We start from the raw sequence: 19,875 nt of genomic DNA on the forward strand, positions 1-19,875 counted from the left end.
TTAGCTTTTATTCAGCTTAAAACTCAACTGATAACGATAAAACTCAATATTCTGAGCCACACTTAAAGCACGACGAATTCTTAAGTCATCTTCTAGCGCAATGATGACACCTTTCACTTGCTGATCTGCCTCAGCCAATTCATCTTTGACATAGCCCATATAGCGCTGGATTTGCCCCACCACACGATCACTTGCACGACCACGCTTTAACTCAACAACAAGCAATGTCTTTTTATCCTTACTGATTGCCAAAATATCGATAGGTCCTGTATCAGAAGGGTACTGCTGACCGACTAATTGACCTTCTTCAGTATAAATATCGTATGTTGAACCCAAATCAGTTTTAGACCAGTTCTCTACCAAGAAATGCTCTAAATGCTTTTCTAAAGCAAAAGCTGTTGGGTCTTCGACTACTTCATCAGGCTCAAGATATTCAACTGTTTCTTTGCCATCAATAAGTGTTTTAAGCTCTTCGGCATACTTGGTCAGATTACAAACTGTACCCACTGATCCCGATGAGTTTTTTAGCTCTTGAGACATCATTTCTCTAGGTAAAGTCTGTTCAAACCATTCAACTTTTCTGCGATGGCTTAATTCACCAGAAGGCACGTAGTAATAGTCTGAAATGACTTTACCAACTAAGTAATGACCATCCCCACGAGGTGTAAGGATAATGTCACCCTGTTTAATGCCTTTGCAGATGGTGTGTAACATGCCACAGGCTAAGCCTGCTGAAATTTTGGTTTTATCAGGTAAGGCTTCAAGATAGACAGGAATAAAACGGTGATTAAACTCACGCCAATCATCAGGTAAGTCATGTGTTAAGTCTTGGTCAATGTTCCAGTTGGCGGCAATAAAGCCGCCCTCTAGAAACTCTTGAGCAAATACAGACTTCGCACCCGCCATAATGCGGTAATAGCTAGGCATCATTTGCATCATTAGGCAGCCACCTTGACACGTTTTTTACCTGTCAAAAGTTGTTGCATGAGTGCTTTTTTCTCTTGCTTTAAGCAATCAAGTTTTTTCTGCAAAGTTTCAAGTTCTTGATCGGCTAGAGAAAGGACTTTAGCAATTTTTTGTTGTTCTTGTATCTCAGGTAATTTAAGAACAAAGCTGCTAATAGCATCAAATCCAACAGAATCCCTAACAGACCCCTGAGTGCTGTTATTGATTCTCTGTTTAGCTTCATTAGACTTCATCCAATAAAGGAAAAAATCACTATCTAATTTTTCAGATGTAATACTAAAAACAACGTACATTGGACTCAATAAGCCATTGTCAAATTGATCTAGTCTTGCAAAAGAGCCCACATTAATACGTGAAGGGTTATAACCAAACTGACCTTTTATCACTACCTTGTAATTTGAAACTTCATCACTCGCAATACGCTTTGAAAACTGATTTTCAGGCAAAACGAAACCACTGTGATTTGTCACACTTAAAACACGAGATAATGAATTATCTTTATTACGCTGTTTCTCTTCTTTTAACAAAGCACCTAGACGATATTTTTCCCAAGGAATATTAAATTTTAACCCTGTCTCATCGAGCAGACGCTTCTTACCCGTCAACAATTGCTGCATCAATGCTTTTTTCTGCTGTTGGCTATTTTCAAGCAGCTTTTCAGTCGCTGAAATCGCTTGATCCCAAGTTGAAAGGATTTGGGCGATTTTATTCTGCTCTGCTAAAGGTGGGGTGTAAATTTTTAAACGTCTCACATCATCTTTTGTAATAGTCTTGGTTGTCGAACCACTAGCAAAAGATTTAACGTAATGCTCATTTTTTCTTAAATAGGCGTAGATAAAATACGGATTAGCCTTTTTGGTATTAATCCGTATTAAAAATAGATTCATTCCTAATGATACAGGCTTGCTAATTTCAGGCATAAAGTAAACTGTGCCAGGATTAGCAATTTTGTTCATGATTAAATCAGAAGCATAAACTTTTGATTTTTTTAAGTATTCATAAGCATGCTCATCTATGTAGATGAGATTATTTGTAAAATCATTTGCTTCAAAATTGGTAGTTCGAATCATGACAGCATGACTCTCTTTATCCAATAATGTCACATTTTCTTTTAGCTTTTCATAAGCACCATTAGCATGATAATCCGTTAGAAACTCAATGACATCACCTAGTGGTTTATAAAGAATAGTATTACTCTCCATAACCCAACTCCTCTAAATACTTCGCCATTTGAACTTCAAGCTCAGCAAGTTGAGTCTTTAACTGCTCACGCTCAGCACGTACAGCAACTAAATCAATCTCTGTTTCTTCTTCAAAGGTATCCACATAACGAGGAATATTCAGGTTGTAATCGTTGTCTTTCACTTCCTGCAAAGTCGCTAAATACGCATACTTATCAACACTTTCACGAGCACGATAGGTTGCAATAATCTTGGCAATATTGTCTTCAGTTAAATTGTTTTGATTTTTACCTGACTTAAACTCACGGCTTGCATCAATAAACAAAACCGAATCATCAGACTTTTGCTTTTTGAAAATTAAAATCGCTGCAGGAATACCCGTACCGTAGAACAGCTTTTCAGGTAAACCAATCACCGCATCTAATAAGTTTTCGTTAATCAGCTTCTCACGAATCTTCCCTTCAGACGAGCCACGGAATAACACACCATGCGGAACTACAACCCCCATACGACCCGTAACAGGTTTGAGCGTCTCAATCATGTGTGAGATAAACGCATAATCACCTTTGCTCTTTGGTGGTAAACCACGACGGAAACGATCAAACTTATCATTTTCAGCTTGCTCATGACCCCATTTGTCTAATGAGAATGGTGGGTTAGCGGTCACAATATCAAACAGCATTAAATCGCCATTCTTATCCAATAATTTTGGATTACGAATGGTATCGCCCCACTCAATTTTGTGGTTGTCTTCACCATGCAAGAACATATTCATCTTGGCTAATGACCACGTTGAACCAATCGCTTCTTGCCCATAAAGTGCATATTCTTTGCTATCGTGATTCGCTACAACTTTACGACCACACTTCATCAACAGTGAACCAGAACCACAGGCAGGGTCACAAATGCTGTCGCCTTTTTGTGGATCAAGTAACTCAGCAATTAAGTCCGATACTTCAGGTGGTGTATAGAATTCACCCGCCTTTTGACCACCACTTGCAGCAAAGTTTTTAATCAAAAACTCATAACCGTTACCAATCACATCAAGTGAACCTACACGGCTTGGTTTGAGATCCAACTCAGGCACAGAAAACACTTCTAAAAGATCTTTTAGAATCGTATTTTTTTGCTTTTCTTCGCCCAATTTATCTGTATTAAACGAGATGTCTTGGAAAACACTTTTGCCTACATCTTTCAGCTTTGTACCATTGGCTTCTTCAAGTGCATGTAAAGCCATATCAATACGTTCACCATTGCCGGGCTCAAAACGACGCTCAAGCAAGGTGTAGAAATTAGATTCACGAGGCAGTACAAAACGCTCGTTTTTCATCATTTCTTCAATCAGTTCAGGTTCATCACCATATTCGTTTTTATAATTATCGTAGTGGTCTTGCCATACATCAGAGATGTACTTTAAGAACAGCATTGTCAAAATATAGTCTTTATAGGTATCTGCACTCACCGTGCCACGGAATACATCACATGCCGACCACAGGGCTTTATTGACGGTATCTTGATTGATTTGAGTAACCATTATTTGTTTCCTTGGAGCAGTTGTTTAAACATGCCCATCATCATTTGTTCACGATTTTTAAGTAATTGTTGGGTCAAGATCTGCTCTTGCTCCCAAATGTGGTTTAATTCGATTATGCGTTGCTGAATATCCAAGCTAGGGAGTTCAAGCTCAAACTGGCTGACTGTGGATACACTGAGCATCGGCATCTTAGAGCCCTGACTCTCTTTGCGTAACTCATATTGCACATGAGGTTGATTCAAGTACCAACATAAGTATTCAGGCAATACATTTTGATTTGGCATCAAAATCAAAAATTGACTACTCACAATAAGTGGTAGTGCTTTTGATTGATCTTGAAAACCTACAAAATAATGTGCCTTGAGATACTCTCCACGACAGGGCAACAACACAGACTCAGGCGATACGATTGCATTATTTTTACCCTGCCAATTAATTTGCGGTAAAGCATCAGCAAAAAGTGTATAGCCACATGTATCCGTTGCAATGCTACGAATATCTTTGATCTGCAATACATGGGCATTGCCTGACTCGACTTCTTCAACCTTTTCACGGAATGTAAAACCTGTTCGGATCTCTGCAAGGTCGCTCAGCTTCATAAATCTCTTTAACTTTGACATAAATATTTACTCTGAAAGGGATAGAGCCGTCCTAGGCTCAATCCATTTATGATGCTTTGCTTAAGTTTTCTTGAAGCCAATTACTGATGTCTTTAGTTCCTTTTGAATCAAGGTTGTACCAAGCAGCCTCATTTTGTAAGCGAGTCACTAATAATCCGTCATCACCATCCATGACTTTGAATAAATCTTCTGCAATTTGTGATGCTGTTTTTTCAGAGGCAATTAACCAACATGACTCCAAAGGATGGCACCAATTATCTAGAGACATAATTTTTTTATAAAGCTCGTCATAGTTACGTTGTTTACGCAGGTCATAGTTGATCTGATATACTTTCATGTGTTCTTAACTCCTAATGTTTAGTCGCGTTAATAGTTTTGAATTCGATGACAGGCGGCCACCTGTCATCACTAAAATTACACAGTAGAACAACTATGCATTCCACATAACTTAAATATTGGAGTGCTTTTAACTTAATGTCAAGAATTATTTTTATGCAGTAGATCATCTACGAAATATTGATTGCACTATCTTAGTGAGATTTAGAATACTCTTCTCATTTATAGCGTTACTAGCTAGGAAAAACACAAAGCGTCATACAGTGACGTTCTTAATACTGTCTGAAAGATATTCCCTTTATGACTCTCTATATTTGTGAGCCTTGATTTGTAACAAAATGCAACACGACTAAAAATTAGTTGTCCATTTTTTGAAGGAAAACAATGGACTATATTTAGAAAATAATTTCCATAACCCCTTAATATCTCTATGTCCATTTTTTATAACTTATAAGTGAAATGGCGCATATTTATCAATACCAACAGAAGATTAATGTGGTTTTAAAAGGCGCACTCCTGCAAAGTGCTTATTTTTTAAGCTTGAGAAAATATAATCCTTACAAATATCAATTTAATCCCAACAAATCATTTTCACACTACAATATTGAACAACAAGGTGATATTGCACGAGATATTTTCTTAAAAAGAATCCCGAATATAATTTTGAATCCCTGAATAAGCAGATGATATTTAATTACTTTAATTTTAAGAAAAATCAAAAGCACATATTTTAAAATCCCTTATTCCCGCTTAAGTCTTTACTTCTGCATATGTATACATGTATAAAACATCAGCATATTTTGTAATTTTATATCATTACTTTCCCATTCGATGTCTCTTCTTGCTAAGTCAAGTCTAGCTTATCGATAAAATTTCGATAAAATAAGCCAGTATGATTATTTTACTTCGCACATTAAGATTCAGTAATCATGCGATAAAAAGTTTTTTATTTTAGCCATTTGGCATTTTATGAATATCGAAGTGCACTTAACTGGATAATTAGAATAATAAAAATCAGTAATTTAGTGTATTAACCTATAGGAATAGGATTTAATTGGATGAAAAGTTTTAAAATTGCAATTGCTCAATTCTCTCCACATGTCGGCAATCTGGATGCAAATGCGCAAAGAATGATTGAGTTGGCCAGTCAGGCCAAAGAAGATAAAGCGGATCTGATCATCTTTCCTGAGCTTTCAACACTGGGCTACCCTGCAGAAGATTTATTAATTCGCCCAAGTCTGGTGAAACGTACCAAGGCAGCTTTTGAAAAACTGACTGAAGTAAAAGATATTGTCATGGTCTTTGGTTTCGTCAATCAAACCGAAGATTGTCAGCGTTATAACTCAGCTGCTGTAATGAAAGATGGCGACGTGCTGGGGATCTATAACAAGCAAGTGCTGCCAAATTATGGGGTATTTGATGAAAAGCGCTATTTTGGCGAAGGTCATCAGCACCTGGTTTTTGAGTATCTCGGACACAAATTTGGCATACTGATCTGTGAAGATGTCTGGTCTTTAGCGACCGTTCAGCAACTGGCTAAATTGAATGTTGAAACCGCTTTGGTACTCAATGCCTCTCCATATGAAGTAGGTAAGCCCCAACATCGTATTGAAACCATGGCGGCCTTAGTCAAGCAGCTGAATATCAACCTGGTGTACTGTAATCAAGTTTGTGGACAGGATGATTTGATCTTTGACGGTACCAGCTTTGTGCTGAACAAATCTGGTGAGGTGGCTTTACAGGCCCCAAGCTTTCAGGAAAAACTGGCGATTGCCGAGTATGATGCTGAAAAGCTTCAATTCAAGACAGGTAGCATCACTCCTGCCTTAGACACCATGGCTGAGATTTATCAAAGCCTGGTCATGGCAACACGTGATTATGTACAGCGCTCCGGCTTTCCTGGTGTAATTCTAGGGCTGTCTGGCGGTATTGACTCTGCCCTGACTCTGGCAATTGCCGTAGATGCACTTGGTGCAGATAAAGTTCAGGCTGTGATGATGCCTTATACTTATACCGCACAAATCAGTGTGGAAGATGCAGCTGCTCAGGCCAAAAATATGGGCGTGACTTTCGGTATTGCCGAAATCAATCCAGTGGTAAACGGCTTTATGCAGGTGCTGTTCCCATTCTTTGGTAATGCTCCAGTCGATGCGACCGAGGAAAACCTGCAAGCACGCTCGCGTGGTACTTTATTGATGGCTCTGTCCAACAAATTTGGTAACCTGGTGCTGGCAACTGGCAATAAATCCGAAATTTCTGTAGGTTATTGCACCCTGTATGGCGACATGGTGGGTGGTTATGCTGTTCTGAAAGACGTGTATAAAACTATTGTGTTCGAACTGGCGAAATACCGTAACAGCATTTCAGAAACGCCAGTAATTCCAGAACGTGTCATTACACGTCCGCCTTCAGCAGAATTGCGCCCAGATCAGGTCGACCAAGACTCTTTACCTGCCTATGACATTCTGGATGCGATCTTGTATTCTTATATTGAAGAAGATATGAGTCAGGATGACATTATTGCCAAAGGCTTTGATGCTGAAGTGGTGAAGAAAGTGATTCGTCTGGTTGATACCAATGAATACAAGCGCCGCCAAGGAGCAATAGGTCCTCGTATCAGCTCACGGTCTTTTGGTCGTGAACGCCGTTACCCACTCGTCAATGGCTGGAAAGCAGGAAACTAAATCCAGTTTTCAATGATATAAATTAGAATCGTTCCAGCGAGTGCTGGGACGATTTTTTTTTATGTTGTACTAAAGATTAAAGATCATTCATATCTCACATCAAATAAAACTGGTATGTTGAGAACATGTGCAAAATTAGTAGATACTTCAAATATTATTTATGATTTTCTCTGCAGGCTTTTCTATCGACAAAAAAAGAGACCAAGCTGAGAGCTTGGTCTTTAAAAATGGTGGCTATGACGAGACTTGAACTTGTGACCCCCGCATTATGAGTGCGGTGCTCTAACCAACTGAGCTACATAGCCGTAAACTGTGTGCGCATTATCGTAATTTAAGCGTGTATCGTCAAGCATTTTAGAACACAAATGTTCAGACTTTATGCAAATACCCAATAAACTTTTAAAATATAAACAATAAAGCTTTTTTAATAGGTAATTCACGTATTCATAATACTATCTATTGCTTATAGGATTCATCAAATGCATAAAATCAAAATACTTATTTTAGCAACTGGACTTTCATGTCTCAGTGCCTGCCAGATCATTTCCCCGATTTTTGTAGATTACAATGGCGTCAGACGCGATGTCGCACAGTGGATTAACCAGCAACAACTGATGAGCATGCAGCAGAAACGCTCTTTGGCACAACTCAGCAAAGCGCAGCAGAAAATCAAACGTTATCCAGAATATGAGCAAAATCAACGACTGGAAGTAACCCGAGAAAATCAGATCGCCTTACATTGTGCACGTTTGCATGTGACAGAACATAAAATCCGGCAGCTGCAACAGAAAATTTATGCAGATGAAACCCAAACCATTTTAAATCGCTATGAACAGCTGTCACCGCAAATAAAACTAGACCCCGCCTCTATTCAATGTGACTGACCGTAATTTTGGGTAAGCTGATTTTTTACATATAAATTATTCACTTAGATTCCATCAACAATCCGATTAAAGCACTGTTAGCAGATGCTTTACTCTTCAATCTATTAGATCTTATACCTATGTATTTACTTGGTTTTATTTTTATAAAATACAGGCTATGATCAAAGTATAAACAATTATTCGTATTCCAGTTCAACGCGTCACAATTTATAACTCTTACTTCTTCTCAGGAGAATTCTAATGCCTTTTGAACATATTTTAGTACCCATCGACGGTTCAGAAACATCTTATGCTGCAGTAGATAAAGCAGTAGAAATTGCCAAAGCATTCAACAGTAAAGTAACAGTCGTTCAGGTGCTGGCACTGGATCCTTATATCGCTGCAGAATATATCTCTGCGGCACAGACCAATGACCTAATTGAACGTGCCCGCACTTCAATCTTAAAAACCCTGGATGAAGCCAAAGCAAAATTCTCTGCGTCAGGTATTGAAGTGAATACACAGCTGCTTGAAGGTCAAGTGATTCACAGTGAGATTCTGGCAGCCGCAAAAGATTTAAATGCTGATCTGATTGTAATCGGTTCCCATGGCCGTACTGGCTTCAAAAAACTGTTCCTTGGTAGCGTAGCGCAAAGTATTCTTGGACAGGCGGACATTCCAGTCATGGTGATTCGCAAGTAAATAATCTTTAAAATTTCCATTTATACAAACCTCCACTTCTTAAAAAGTGGGGGTTTTATATTTCAACCTGACCATTCCATTGATAGCATTTTAAATCCACACGCTCACCTCTTAGAACAACTCCTTCCCGCATGAGTTTTTGCTGCTGGATATTTTGGCCGTATTGATCCTGTTGCTTCAGACTGATTTTCGCCTGAGCATTGATGACCCGATACCAGGGAATATCGCTATCAGGTTCTAAATGGCTTAATACTCGTCCGACCAAGCGTGCATGTTTAGGCAAACCTGCCAGTCTGGCAATCTGTCCATAAGTAGCGACTTTGGCATACGGAATCTGATTCACCACAGCCAAAATCATCTCTGCCATTTCCTGACTGGCTGAAGCTATTTTGATCACTGGCATGTTTTAATAACCCGTTTAAATGAAAATATACCTGTCTCCTTAAAAAACTCTCTGAGAATAATCAAGCCTGCTTATACATTTAGGCTTGTTCGATTCTTTGCCTCAACAGAAAATCCCATAATATTTTGATATTATATTTAGAAGTTATCCGGGTTTTCCAATCGTTTGACTTCCTGAACCTTGTCTGGATGATGCACCGTAGCGACGCCATCTTCATCTTTTTGATCAATCATGATATCAGGCTGAAAGACGGTGATGGTTTCATTTCCTTTGGTATCTTCCCCGACAATATAGCGAAAGCCCTTACGGTTCAGCTTGTGGCACATGCGTTGATACCAGCCTTTGAAGCCCTCAGTTTCTTCATTGGGATTATAGTAAAAGGCATTCATCACTGCAGGTAAGCCCAAGCCACATACCACACCAGACAATAGCACCACAATAAAGGTATAGCCCACCAGAATACTGCTATAGGCTTCCAGTTGTGGAACATTGGCTACAGCTAAAATGAGTGCCAGGGAAATCCCGCCCCGTACTCCGCCCCAAGACAGAATGGTTAAACTGCCGTTATAGCTTTTCTTGCTGACTTTTGGAAACATAGCAAAGGCCAGATAGTTAGCTGCAAAACGGGCCAAATGCAGAATTACAAAGGCCACCATTCCGCCCAGAACCAGGCTGGTACTCAAGTCCAGAATAAACAATTCCAGACCAATCAGGGTAAACAGGAATGAATTAATAATTCCTTCAACAGTATGCCAGAAATGATTAACATCACCAATTTCAGCATCAGCCAGGATTTCTTTCCATTTATTACCGACAATCAAGCCACCAATTACACAAGCAATTGGCGCTGAAGCATGGGCCAGTAATGCCACCAGATATGAACCGCAGGCCAGCAAGGCTGTGGTCAGAATAAGCGACTCCATTTCATGCTTGCCGCGCAGAATTCGCAAGATCGCAAAACCAAATCCCAGACCGATCAGCACTGCCACCACAATCTCATAAAGCAGGGTTTGCAGTACCCCCAAGACCGTAAAGTTTTCACCTTGCAGAACATTGAGCAAAGTCATAAATAGGGCAATACACATCGCATCATTAAATAGTGATTCGCCTTCCAGCTTGACAATCAGATGATGCGGTGCGCGAACCGAACTCAATACCCCTTTAATACCGATCGGGTCTGTGGCACCCAAAGCCGCACCGAGCAACAGTAAAACCAGCAGGTCGACATGCTTACCAATCAGGAATTGATAACCATATAAGGCCACACCAAAGAATACCGCACAAAACACCAAAGCCAGTCCAGCCAGAATACTGATGGGCCGCCAGTGGTTACGCAAATCCGAGACCTTAAACTTCAGTGCAGATGAGGTCAGAATAAAGCAGATCACGCCATTGATCAGAAAATCATAAAAATCCACATGACGAACAGCCTGCTCGATATTGTCAATATTGATGCTAAAGAATGGATTGCCATGCAGTAAACTGGCACCCCACTGCAAAATAAAAACAAAAATTGCCGAGACAATCGGAACGCCGATCGCTTGTGGAAAGCCTAAAACACGCTTATTAAACATGGTTGTGGCAATGGACAAGGCAAAGACGACTGTGAGTAGCTGAAGAAAAAAGAAATTTCCCATTCGGTTTCCTAAAATCGGGCGAGATGGAGCACTATGCGCAGAGCGGCATTGTTAAAATAGAGGTTTGAATAGCAGCGTATTCTGACAAAACAAGTTTAATCCTCTTTTTATCGAATTGAGTTAAGTTTCTTTTCAGTATTTCCGAATGATGATTTAACATACAGATCAGCACTTGGCTTTTGCTTTCCTCCCCTTTCTATTTTGAATTTCTCTCCCATGCATCAAACTGTCAAAACCATTTTCCGCCTCTGTTTTGCAAGTGTGATTTTTCTGGTCACCTTGTCCTTATGTTTTACCAGCTTCGCTAAAATTCAGGAAATTCTGCAAGCTGAACAGCATTATCAGCAGGCAACCAGCATTCCCCTGAAAAGTACCGCTAGCGAACAGTATGTTCTGGTATCTAATAACCAGCGACCGGACAATGCTATTTTCATTCTGATAGCAGGAAATGGGTATGTGGCTAAAATCAACTGCGAGCATTACAGCACTTTATGCAGCGATGATTATAATCAATCACATACCCGCCAAATCCAGAGCATTGACCTCATTAAAGCAGGAAACCTGTTTTATATTGAAAAAATCCAGTTTAGAGACAGCCGCACCGGTCAAGAAACTACTCTTAAATATTCCAAACAGGATATTCAGCAGTTTTATCAGAATGACATCAGCAACCTGAAATATACGGTCTTTGCAATTACCCTGTTTGCTTTGGCTGCATTATTTGTCAGTATCAAAATATTAAGAAATTTCCGACGTTTTCTGTATAAATAAAAAAGGAGCCTAAAGCTCCTTTTTTATAAGCAAATGAGCTAAATATTTTGATTAAAGGTATCGCAATTCGCAATCTGACCGGATTGCAAGCCTGTATTAAACCAATGTACTCGCTGTGCGCTACTGCCATGAGTAAAGCTGTCCGGTACTACCTGTCCGCGGGCACGTTTCTGTAAATAGTCATCACCAATTTTATGTGCAGCATCCATGGCTTCCTGCACATCACCCTGTTCCAGAAACTGGGTCCGCTGCTGATTATGGTAGGCCCAGACTCCGGCCAGACAGTCTGCCTGTAATTCCTGACGCACTGAAAGCTGATTACTCTGCACTTCGCTTGCCTGCTGGCGTGCCTGTTGTACCTGGGAAGAAATACCTAAAATCGTCTGGATATGATGACCCACTTCATGGGCCACAACATAGGCCAAGGCAAAGTCTCCAGCCTGATCATTGCGCGAGAGTTCGGTGGCATTCTGTTCTCCGCTAATGCCCATCTGGGTACGCATATCTTTAAAGAATGCAGTATCAATATAGACTTTCTGGTCTGCCGGACAGTAGAAAGGGCCCATCGCCGCCTGAGCCGTACCACAACCCGAATTCACGATGCCATTAAACAGCACCAGTTTCGGAGGAACATACTGCTGGTTTAACTGCTGCTGGAAAACCTGATTCCAGGTATCTTCAGTATCCGCCAATACGGTTCCGACAAACTCAATCGATTCCTGCTGTTCCGGGGTGGGATTTTCCAGTCCACGGGTTTCTGTTGCACCCGAGATGCCCTGAGTTACCTGTTTGGTAGTTTGATAGGTTTGTTGTGGATCAACGCCAAAAAACTTCCAGGCCACAAAGGCAACAATTAATCCGATAATACTGATTCCGCCAGCTTTGGCACCGCCACCGCGACGGTCTTCTACATTGCTACTGACACGACGACCTTTCCAACGCATAGCCTTTTCCTTCTTTTAATCTGCTCAATTTTCAGATATTTCTGCATCTTAAGCTTTTGATGATTTAGGCCAAATCTTTTGGATCATTGCGACTACAAGCAATACCACGAGGCCCGCAACAAAACCAATGACCAGATTAATTAAAGTGGGAGTAACCGCACCAATAATATTTCCAACATTGGGAATATGCTGTATATGATCAACAGAATCTTCAGTTAAATGATGAAACCACGGAATAGTATGAGCAATAATCCCACCGCCCACCAAAAACATGGCAAGTGTTCCCACAATGGTCAGTGTTTTCATTAATTTTGGAGCGAAAGCCAGCAAGCCACGTCCAATGCTCTGCTTGAAACTCGATGTCTGCTCAGTAAGATACAGTCCCAGATCATCAATTTTGACAATCATGGCTACAAATCCATACACACCAACGGTCATTACAATAGCAATCAGTGAAAGTACCATGACTTTAGTACCAAAAGCTGCTGTTGCTACTGTGCCTAATGAAATCACCACAATTTCAGCCGACAGAATAAAATCGGTCCGGATTGCACCTTTAATTTTTTCTTTTTCAAATTGAGCTAAATCGGTTTCGATTGTATTGAATTCGATTTCAGCTGCTTCTTCAGTTTTAACTTTTTTATGCTTCAGGCTATGCAGTACTTTTTCCACACCCTCATAACACAAAAACAACCCACCAATCATCAGCAGAGGATTGATAAGCCATGGAGCGACGACACTAATCAGTAAAGCTAGAGGAACAAGAATCAGCTTATTAACAAAAGACCCTTTGGCAACTCCCCACACGACAGGCAGTTCACGTTCGGAGCGTACACCACTGACTTGCTGGGCATTCAATGCCAGATCATCACCGAGGACGCCTGCTGTTTTTTTTGCTGCCATTTTGCTCATGACAGCGACATCATCCAGAACAGTAGCAATATCATCTAATAATAGTAATAAACTGCTCGCCATACTTAATTATCCTTATCGTATTTCAGCTTATTTTAATCAAAATTCTTAAAAATATTGTATTCACTTGTTTAATTTATAAGATTTTTTTTACTACAGCTTTTTTTCTGGCTGACAATCAAAAACAGAATGCCGTACAATGTTGCCATTCGTTAAAATACAGCTGTAGTACTGACTACCCTTTGGAATAGATAATGAGTAATCAAGATAATCGTCCAGTGATCTTGACGGGCGACCGTCCTACCGGACAACTCCACCTCGGCCACTTTGTGGGTTCATTACGTTCTCGTGTAGGTCTGCAAGATTCCCATCATCAACACTTGTTACTTGCGGATGCTCAAGCCTTAACCGATAACGCGGACAATTTTGAAAAGGTACGCCGTAACATTATTGAAGTGGCAACGGATTATCTGGCTGTGGGTATTGACCCGACTAAAACCACAATTTGTGTTCAGTCTTGCCTTCCTGCACTGAATGAATTGACCATGCTTTACCTCAACTTCGTGACGGTTTCACGTCTTGAGCGTAACCCGACCATCAAGTCTGAAATTCAGATGCGTGGTTTCGAACGTGATATTCCAGCTGGCTTCTTGTGCTATCCGGTGGCTCAGGCTGCTGACATCACAGCCTTCAAGGCCACTGTGGTTCCTGTGGGTGAAGATCAGATTCCAATGATCGAACAGACCAACGAAATTGTACGTCGTTTAAACCGTCAAATTGGTCATGACCTGTTACCAGAATGTAAGGCACTTCTTTCCAATGTTGGGCGCCTACCTGGTTTTGATGGTAAAGCGAAAATGTCGAAATCTTTGGGCAATACCATTGTGCTGGATGCGACAGATAAAGATATCAAGAAAGCGGTAAACGCAATGTATACCGATCCGAATCATCTGCGCATTGAAGATCCAGGGCAGGTAGAAGGCAATGTAGTATTTACTTATCTAGATGCTTTTGATCCAAATAAAGAAGAGCTGGAAGAACTCAAAGCCCATTATCGTCGTGGCGGTTTAGGTGATGGTACGGTAAAAAAACGTCTGGAAGGCATTCTTAAAGAATTGATTGGTCCAATTCGTGAGCGTCGTATTGAACTGGCTAAAGATCCAGACTACATCATGGACATTCTGAAAACCGGAACTGATAAATGTCGCGATATTACCCAGGCAACACTGGATGAAGTTAAATCTGGCCTCGGCGTATTCCATTTTTAAATATAAAAAATTGCTTTTAAAAGCTCTTCTGATGAAGAGCTTTTTTATTTAAGCTGAAAATGCGCAGTAATAATGCAAATATCCCCACATAATCTCCATAGTTTTAACCTTATTTAACATGTATTAACATGAATACTGATGAGTCATATGAGAATGCATCCTATTATGATCATATTCAGTAAGGAATCAGATTTAACTCTCTCCACAGTTAATGAAGTAGTTTGAAAGACGTTCCTTTTTCTACGCAATGACAACCCCAATCATTGCGTTTTTTTTGTCTTGAATTTAGTAAACCTATAAAAATAAAAAAGCCTACTCAGTCGCAGGATTTTTCAGTATCTAAAATTAGTATTTAAACAACCCTTTCTCTAAAGGAATTTCGATTCCAAGTGAGGCTCCCCCATCTTGGCCATTCACATCGGAATGACTCACCCAGACATTGAAGTTTAGTGGCATGTTGGGACGGATATAATGCGACCAGTTCAAATCCAATGCTTTAATCTCATCATTAAAAGCAAAAGCAGCATTATTAACAGCAGCACGTTCTGATTGATTCACCTCAGCAAAAAGTATGCGACCTGATAAGCGGTTCATAAAGTCAATACGAACGTTCCCACCCACAGAGATCATCTGCGCATCCCCCCCAAAGCATGTGCCAGAGGATAACCATGCTGATAAAAACTATCTGTATAATTCGTATGATTATAAGAAATCCCTTGAACCTTGCCATTAGTCCGCGTATCTGCCCATTCTGCATAAACTTGGTATGGTATATTTTTCAAACTAGCAGAATAGTCGATTCCAGCCAAATACATTTTTTTTGCAGGTAAGCGGCCAGCCTCGTCCTCTCCCACATATTGAGCATATAGACCTACCGGAATTTGGGTAAGAGAAAATAAATTTAACCGCGCATCGAAGCCGGCAATCTGGTTAGACGGGTCAGGTTCACCTGTACCCCCATTATCTTTACTGCCTACAAAAGCATCCCATAGCGAACTTAAACTTTCAGGTCGACCCTCCCCCCCCACTGAATCGCACGCGAGGCACCGAGCTCTAAATAAGGTAAAGGCTGTGCTGTAACACGCAAACCAATCAATTTAGCGTCTGGAACTGCGTTATAGTCATCGAGTTGACCTACAAAAGCCTGATACTGCCACGACCCAATCCAAGATAACCATTTATTTTCAAATGCTGTCTGTTCTGCACGTTGAACTGTAAAGCCATAGACCGGCCGGCTAGCATCACCACGAATCAAGCTGCCATCATGGCCTAGCCCCCAGTAAGTTGGAATCTGCCCACCAATCAGCCATTGATTCCAAAGTTTACCCGCCAGATAAGAACCTTCAAGATTTATATTCTGATCATTATCAATTTGTGGATCTTTTTCAGCATTCACCCTGATTTTGGCATCCCAATTCGCATTGCCCGCATTAAACTCTAAAGCTGCCTGATATTGTGCTTTTTGCTGATCCCCGAAAGCCTGTGGAATATCTTTTTGATCAGTTTCTGCAAATAAACCCAATTTTAGTTGTTGATTATCTGCCTTTAGTTTAGCCAGAACTGAATCGATCACACGCTGCTGCACAGTATTGCTGATCTGCGCATTTGATAAGGCTCGTTGAATTTCATCCCCACTCAGCGGCCAGGTTGAGGTACTGATTTGAATAACCCCTTGCTGGTTTAACCAGTTCAGGTCAGTACGCAAATTTGCATCATTTAGAACCAGACCCTGAGCAAAAGCAGGAAAAGTAAATGTACTCAGCAATATTTTTAATAATTTTTTTTAAATAACATAAACTAATTTTTCATTATTATTTTTATTCTACCCTAGTCATGTTCATATTAATTTTCAATAATTAAATTGTTTCTTTTTTAATCATTTTTCAAATATTTCTATAAAAAAATAACCCACACGATGGTGGGTTATTTTGTATTCAGCACTTAAGCATTTTTATGACGCATATGCGGGAACAGGATTACATCACGGATACTTGCTGCATTGGCAAAAATCATCACCAGACGGTCAATACCGATGCCCTCACCTGCTGTTGGAGGAAGACCGTATTCCAGTGCTTCGACAAAGTCTGCATCGTAATGCATGGCTTCATCATCACCAGCATCTTTTTCAGCAACCTGTGCCTGGAAACGTTCAGCCTGATCGATTGGATCATTCAATTCCGAGAAGCCATTGGCCAACTCACGGCCACCGATGAAGAATTCAAAACGGTCAGTAATGTGCGGATTATGATCATTACGGCGCGCCAATGGAGAGGTTTCCGCTGGATATTCTGTAATGAACGTTGGCTGACGCAATTTGGTTTCTACGGTTTCTTCAAATACCATCGTTTGCAGTTTGCCCAGACCAAAACCTGGCTTCACCTGCTCTTTCAATTCTTCCTGAAGGAATTTTGCCAGGAACTCACGGTCATTGACATTTTCAGGAGTAAATTGTGGGTTATTTTCAAGAATCGCATCGAACATTGAAATTTTCTTGAATGGACCTTTGAAGCTATACACTTCATCACCATAAGGCACGTCAGTGGTGCCCAAGATATCAATCGCCAGACGCTCCAGCATTTGCTCGGTCAATTCCATCAAGTCTTTGTAATCTGCATAAGCCTGATAGAATTCAATCATGGTGAATTCAGGGTTATGACGGGTAGAAACACCTTCGTTACGGAAGTTACGGTTAATTTCAAACACACGTTCAAAACCACCAACTACCAAACGTTTTAAATAAAGCTCTGGCGCAATACGCAAGAACAATGGCATATCTAATGCATTATGATGTGTTTCGAAAGGACGTGCAGATGCACCGCCTGGAATCACATGCATCATTGGCGTTTCAACTTCCATATAGCGTTTTTCAGTCAGGAAGGCACGGATACCTGCCACAACTTTGGCACGAATTTCAAAAGTCTTACGCGTTTCTTCATTGACGATTAGATCAAGGTAGCGTTTACGATATTTCACTTCAGTATCGTTCAGGCCATGGAACTTGTCTGGAAGCGGACGCAATGATTTGGTCAATAATTCAAAATGCTCGATATGTACATACAGATCGCCTTTACCCGAACGACCGATATAACCTTCCACTGCGATGATATCGCCTAGGTCCAGACCTTTAATGGTAGCAAGTACATCTTCTGGGAGTTCTTTACGCGCAACATAAAGCTGGATACGACCTGTCATGTCCTGGATCACGATAAATGAACCACGGTTCAACATCACACGACCGGCAACTTTAACGTAGACCTTTTCGCCTGCTTCAATTTCTTCTTTAGATTTATCAGCGAACTGGTCTTGTAAATCCTGGGCATAATGCTCACGCTTAAAGGTATTCGGCCATGGGCTCTTACCTGTTTCTTGTGCCTGAGCTTCGATTTGCTTTAACTTGGCATGACGCTGTGCAATTAAATCGTTTTCGGAAATGATTTGTTCAGAAGTCGATTGAGCGTTAGTTTGCGTCATCTCTGCCTCGAATAAGATTAGTTAAAAAATAGAAGTTGCATAGAATAGCAGAAATCGTTCCCAAATCGTAGCGCAAACCCTTCCACGAACCGGCTTTTCTTTGGAAATATCTACTATCCCCTTCTTTTTGCAATTCAGTTGCGTCCATCTGCCACCCTGTTAAATTTCTTTTGCCCAATTTTTTGCAGCATTCGGCTGCTCTCAACTACGATTAAAGTCCAAAGCAAAGAGGTTTTACATAAAATTATTGGAATGTGAAACGGCGGCTTAGACCAATAGCTAACTGTCTTGTACAGCTAGACGTTCTACAATGATGTTCAGATTGAAGAAGGCATGCCCATCCACAAATAAGCAATATGGCATGTCTCATAAAAATGAGTAATAAACTATGTCTAAGATTTTGTTTTTACATGGCTTAGATTCCTCGAAAGAATCCACCAAGTTCCATGCCATCGATATAGCCCCTAAATACTGTATCGATGTCGATTACCGAAATCTGAGCTATAGTTCGGTTGCCGAGTTTTATCACGAGACGATTGAAACCATCAAACCGGATATTCTGGTCGGACACAGTCTGGGCGGCTATTGGGCATTGAAAATGTCCCATGCCCATCAGATTCCATGCGTCATTGCAAATCCCAGTCTGCAACCCAATTTTCGTGATGACTATCCTGCAATTTGCGACAGTGATTTGCAGCACGATATTCCGCAAATGGCTTATCTGGAATTAGGCGATGAAATTCTGGATATGCATGCTGTACAAGCTCAGCTGGAAGATTATATGCAGATTCATGCTATTGATGGCGGACATCATCGTCTGGAGCACCCGGAACAGGTGAACGAGCTGATTCAGGAAATCGAATATCATTTTATCCGACAATAAAAAAGCCCCAATGTCCGGGGCTTCTTTATATGCTTTAAGCTTAGGCTACTGCAGCTTCAGGCTGGGATTTATCATCCAGTACTGACCAGATCTCCATGCCTAATTCCATATGCAGGTCAGGAAGATCAAGGAAGATACTTGCACCTAGAACTTCATGCTGGCATTTTTGAGCCAGTTCATGAACCGCTTTTAGAGTTCCACCAGTTGCCAGAACGTCATCCACAATAATTACTTTTTGGGATTGAACTTCCGCAGACATTTCTAAACGATCCAGACCATATTCCAGGCTATAACCAACACCGACCACTGGAGGTGGTAATTTCCCTGCTTTACGAACCAGCAATAAGCCTTTACCTGTACGTTGCGCTAACAAACTTGCCAAGACAAAACCACGTGCTTCAACCGCAATAAAGCTTTCTACTTCTGCCAATTTGTCAGCAGGAATGCTAGCAATCAAGGCATCAGTCAATGGACCAATATTGCTCATGAAAAGTGGTGTCAAATCATAGAAGCAAATTCCAGGTTTTGGAAAATCTTGGACCGTACGAATGTGAGACCACAAAGAAGTAGACAAATTGCTCATGGGAGATCTTAAAAAAGAAAAGGAATATAAGAATTTTAAACTTATTTGAGGTACGTGGACAAGCCAAGCTGTATAATAAAAACCCGTTACTTAATAACAACTATTTGATTTTATTTA

General features: G+C 40.6%; 17 protein-coding genes, 1 tRNA gene and 2 pseudogenes. 7 read left to right on the plus strand and 13 right to left on the minus strand.

From position 1 onward, the window contains the following. Genes AY605_RS06615 through AY605_RS06635 form a run of 5 tightly spaced genes read right to left on the minus strand, consistent with a single transcriptional unit; the run spans window position 1 to window position 4,638 of the window. Complete coding sequence (locus tag AY605_RS06615; RefSeq protein ID WP_064095651.1) at window positions 1–939, minus strand: endonuclease NucS domain-containing protein; 939 nt, start codon at window positions 937–939, stop codon at window positions 1–3. After that, window positions 939–2,168 (minus strand): restriction endonuclease subunit S, encoded by a 1,230-nt coding sequence (locus tag AY605_RS06620; protein WP_064095652.1) that lies wholly within the window; start codon window positions 2,166–2,168, stop codon window positions 939–941. Before AY605_RS06620 ends, AY605_RS06615 begins: the two co-directional genes overlap by 1 nt. Then, entirely contained in the window at window positions 2,158–3,681 is a 1,524-nt protein-coding gene (locus tag AY605_RS06625; protein ID WP_064095653.1) for a type I restriction-modification system subunit M, read from the minus strand. The genes AY605_RS06620 and AY605_RS06625 overlap by 11 nt, the downstream gene beginning before the upstream one ends. Next, complete coding sequence (locus AY605_RS06630; protein WP_064095654.1) at window positions 3,681–4,301, minus strand: restriction endonuclease subunit S; 621 nt, start codon at window positions 4,299–4,301, stop codon at window positions 3,681–3,683. The genes AY605_RS06625 and AY605_RS06630 overlap by 1 nt, the downstream gene beginning before the upstream one ends. A 46-nt stretch (window positions 4,302–4,347) precedes the next feature. Beyond that, complete coding sequence (locus AY605_RS06635) at window positions 4,348–4,638, minus strand: hypothetical protein (protein WP_064095655.1); 291 nt, start codon at window positions 4,636–4,638, stop codon at window positions 4,348–4,350. A gap of 449 nt (window positions 4,639–5,087) precedes the next feature. On the opposite strand from AY605_RS06635, the pseudogene AY605_RS15215 reads away from it, so the two are divergent. Together AY605_RS15215 and AY605_RS06640 are read left to right on the plus strand one after the other, a co-directional pair. Beyond that, a pseudogene (locus AY605_RS15215) lies at window positions 5,088–5,312 on the plus strand (hypothetical protein); the annotation flags it as partial. A 383-nt stretch (window positions 5,313–5,695) separates the two neighbouring features. After that, window positions 5,696–7,321, plus strand: coding sequence for an NAD+ synthase (locus tag AY605_RS06640; RefSeq protein WP_064095656.1), 1,626 nt, complete (start codon window positions 5,696–5,698; stop codon window positions 7,319–7,321). 228 nt (window positions 7,322–7,549) lie between these two features. Here AY605_RS06640 and AY605_RS06645 read toward each other — a convergent pair. Beyond that, window positions 7,550–7,626: transfer RNA gene (locus AY605_RS06645), tRNA-Met, on the minus strand. Window positions 7,627–7,800: 174 nt separating this feature from the next. Here AY605_RS06645 and AY605_RS06650 point away from each other — a divergent pair. Both AY605_RS06650 and AY605_RS06655 read left to right on the plus strand, forming a co-directional pair. Beyond that, the gene (locus tag AY605_RS06650; RefSeq protein WP_064095657.1) at window positions 7,801–8,205 is read left to right on the plus strand and encodes a hypothetical protein; all 405 of its coding nucleotides are present in this window, start codon (window positions 7,801–7,803) and stop codon (window positions 8,203–8,205) included. 240 nt (window positions 8,206–8,445) lie between these two features. Beyond that, window positions 8,446–8,886: a universal stress protein gene (locus tag AY605_RS06655; protein WP_064095658.1), complete on the plus strand. Its 441-nt coding sequence runs from the start codon at window positions 8,446–8,448 to the stop codon at window positions 8,884–8,886. Between the two features lie 55 nt (window positions 8,887–8,941). On the opposite strand, the gene AY605_RS06660 is transcribed toward AY605_RS06655, so the two are convergent. Both AY605_RS06660 and AY605_RS06665 read right to left on the minus strand, forming a co-directional pair. Next, a complete protein-coding gene (locus tag AY605_RS06660) occupies window positions 8,942–9,244 on the minus strand; it encodes an MGMT family protein (protein WP_064095810.1) in 303 nt (100 codons plus the stop codon). 182 nt (window positions 9,245–9,426) lie between these two features. Continuing rightward, window positions 9,427–10,926 carry a cation:proton antiporter gene (locus AY605_RS06665; protein WP_064095659.1) on the minus strand — a complete coding sequence of 500 codons (1,500 nt, stop codon included), beginning with the start codon at window positions 10,924–10,926 and terminating at the stop codon, window positions 9,427–9,429. A gap of 216 nt (window positions 10,927–11,142) precedes the next feature. Between AY605_RS06665 and AY605_RS06670 the strand changes: the two genes are divergently transcribed. Then, complete coding sequence (locus AY605_RS06670; RefSeq protein ID WP_064095660.1) at window positions 11,143–11,697, plus strand: hypothetical protein; 555 nt, start codon at window positions 11,143–11,145, stop codon at window positions 11,695–11,697. 38 nt (window positions 11,698–11,735) lie between these two features. Here the strand turns inward: AY605_RS06670 and AY605_RS06675 are convergent, their stop codons facing one another. Then, window positions 11,736–12,641: a neutral zinc metallopeptidase gene (locus AY605_RS06675; protein ID WP_064095661.1), complete on the minus strand. Its 906-nt coding sequence runs from the start codon at window positions 12,639–12,641 to the stop codon at window positions 11,736–11,738. A 48-nt stretch (window positions 12,642–12,689) separates the two neighbouring features. Beyond that, a complete protein-coding gene (locus AY605_RS06680) occupies window positions 12,690–13,616 on the minus strand; it encodes a DUF808 domain-containing protein (RefSeq protein ID WP_064095662.1) in 927 nt (308 codons plus the stop codon). A 191-nt stretch (window positions 13,617–13,807) separates the two neighbouring features. On the opposite strand from AY605_RS06680, the gene trpS reads away from it, so the two are divergent. Continuing rightward, the gene (gene trpS, locus AY605_RS06685) at window positions 13,808–14,821 is read left to right on the plus strand and encodes a tryptophan--tRNA ligase (RefSeq protein WP_064095663.1); all 1,014 of its coding nucleotides are present in this window, start codon (window positions 13,808–13,810) and stop codon (window positions 14,819–14,821) included. A gap of 345 nt (window positions 14,822–15,166) precedes the next feature. Here the strand turns inward: trpS and AY605_RS06690 are convergent. After that, window positions 15,167–16,589 (minus strand): annotated as a pseudogene (locus AY605_RS06690) (capsule assembly Wzi family protein). A 173-nt stretch (window positions 16,590–16,762) separates the two neighbouring features. After that, the gene (lysS, locus tag AY605_RS06695; protein ID WP_064095664.1) at window positions 16,763–18,292 is read right to left on the minus strand and encodes a lysine--tRNA ligase; all 1,530 of its coding nucleotides are present in this window, start codon (window positions 18,290–18,292) and stop codon (window positions 16,763–16,765) included. Window positions 18,293–18,680: 388 nt separating this feature from the next. Between lysS and AY605_RS06700 the strand changes: the two genes are divergently transcribed. Beyond that, on the plus strand, window positions 18,681–19,175 hold the full coding sequence (locus AY605_RS06700; RefSeq protein WP_064095665.1) for a YqiA/YcfP family alpha/beta fold hydrolase: 495 nt from the start codon (window positions 18,681–18,683) through the stop codon (window positions 19,173–19,175). Window positions 19,176–19,215: 40 nt separating this feature from the next. On the opposite strand, the gene AY605_RS06705 is transcribed toward AY605_RS06700, so the two are convergent. Next, window positions 19,216–19,758, minus strand: a complete 543-nt coding sequence (locus AY605_RS06705; RefSeq protein WP_064095666.1) for an adenine phosphoribosyltransferase — start codon at window positions 19,756–19,758, stop codon at window positions 19,216–19,218. Between the last annotated feature and the right edge of the window lie 117 nt (window positions 19,759–19,875).

Source organism: Acinetobacter sp. SFD, from assembly GCF_001647575.1.
Classification (GTDB): domain Bacteria; phylum Pseudomonadota; class Gammaproteobacteria; order Pseudomonadales; family Moraxellaceae; genus Acinetobacter; species Acinetobacter pecorum.

What these genes read in the sequence shown, in the direction of transcription:
- AY605_RS06620 (WP_064095652.1), bottom strand. Translation starts at nt 2,168, where the DNA reads ATGGAGAGTAATACTATTCTTTATAAACCACTAGGTGATGTCATTGAG.
- AY605_RS06630 (WP_064095654.1), bottom strand. Translation starts at nt 4,301, where the DNA reads ATGTCAAAGTTAAAGAGATTTATGAAGCTGAGCGACCTTGCAGAGATC.
- lysS (WP_064095664.1), bottom strand. Translation starts at nt 18,292, where the DNA reads ATGACGCAAACTAACGCTCAATCGACTTCTGAACAAATCATTTCCGAA.
- trpS (WP_064095663.1), top strand. Translation starts at nt 13,808, where the DNA reads ATGAGTAATCAAGATAATCGTCCAGTGATCTTGACGGGCGACCGTCCT.
- AY605_RS06615 (WP_064095651.1), bottom strand. Translation starts at nt 939, where the DNA reads ATGATGCAAATGATGCCTAGCTATTACCGCATTATGGCGGGTGCGAAG.
- AY605_RS06655 (WP_064095658.1), top strand. Translation starts at nt 8,446, where the DNA reads ATGCCTTTTGAACATATTTTAGTACCCATCGACGGTTCAGAAACATCT.
- AY605_RS06635 (WP_064095655.1), bottom strand. Translation starts at nt 4,638, where the DNA reads ATGAAAGTATATCAGATCAACTATGACCTGCGTAAACAACGTAACTAT.
- AY605_RS06680 (WP_064095662.1), bottom strand. Translation starts at nt 13,616, where the DNA reads ATGGCGAGCAGTTTATTACTATTATTAGATGATATTGCTACTGTTCTG.
- AY605_RS06670 (WP_064095660.1), top strand. Translation starts at nt 11,143, where the DNA reads ATGCATCAAACTGTCAAAACCATTTTCCGCCTCTGTTTTGCAAGTGTG.
- AY605_RS06650 (WP_064095657.1), top strand. Translation starts at nt 7,801, where the DNA reads ATGCATAAAATCAAAATACTTATTTTAGCAACTGGACTTTCATGTCTC.
- AY605_RS06675 (WP_064095661.1), bottom strand. Translation starts at nt 12,641, where the DNA reads ATGCGTTGGAAAGGTCGTCGTGTCAGTAGCAATGTAGAAGACCGTCGC.
- AY605_RS06705 (WP_064095666.1), bottom strand. Translation starts at nt 19,758, where the DNA reads ATGAGCAATTTGTCTACTTCTTTGTGGTCTCACATTCGTACGGTCCAA.
- AY605_RS06700 (WP_064095665.1), top strand. Translation starts at nt 18,681, where the DNA reads ATGTCTAAGATTTTGTTTTTACATGGCTTAGATTCCTCGAAAGAATCC.
- AY605_RS06640 (WP_064095656.1), top strand. Translation starts at nt 5,696, where the DNA reads ATGAAAAGTTTTAAAATTGCAATTGCTCAATTCTCTCCACATGTCGGC.
- AY605_RS06660 (WP_064095810.1), bottom strand. Translation starts at nt 9,244, where the DNA reads ATGATTTTGGCTGTGGTGAATCAGATTCCGTATGCCAAAGTCGCTACT.
- AY605_RS06665 (WP_064095659.1), bottom strand. Translation starts at nt 10,926, where the DNA reads ATGGGAAATTTCTTTTTTCTTCAGCTACTCACAGTCGTCTTTGCCTTG.
- AY605_RS06625 (WP_064095653.1), bottom strand. Translation starts at nt 3,681, where the DNA reads ATGGTTACTCAAATCAATCAAGATACCGTCAATAAAGCCCTGTGGTCG.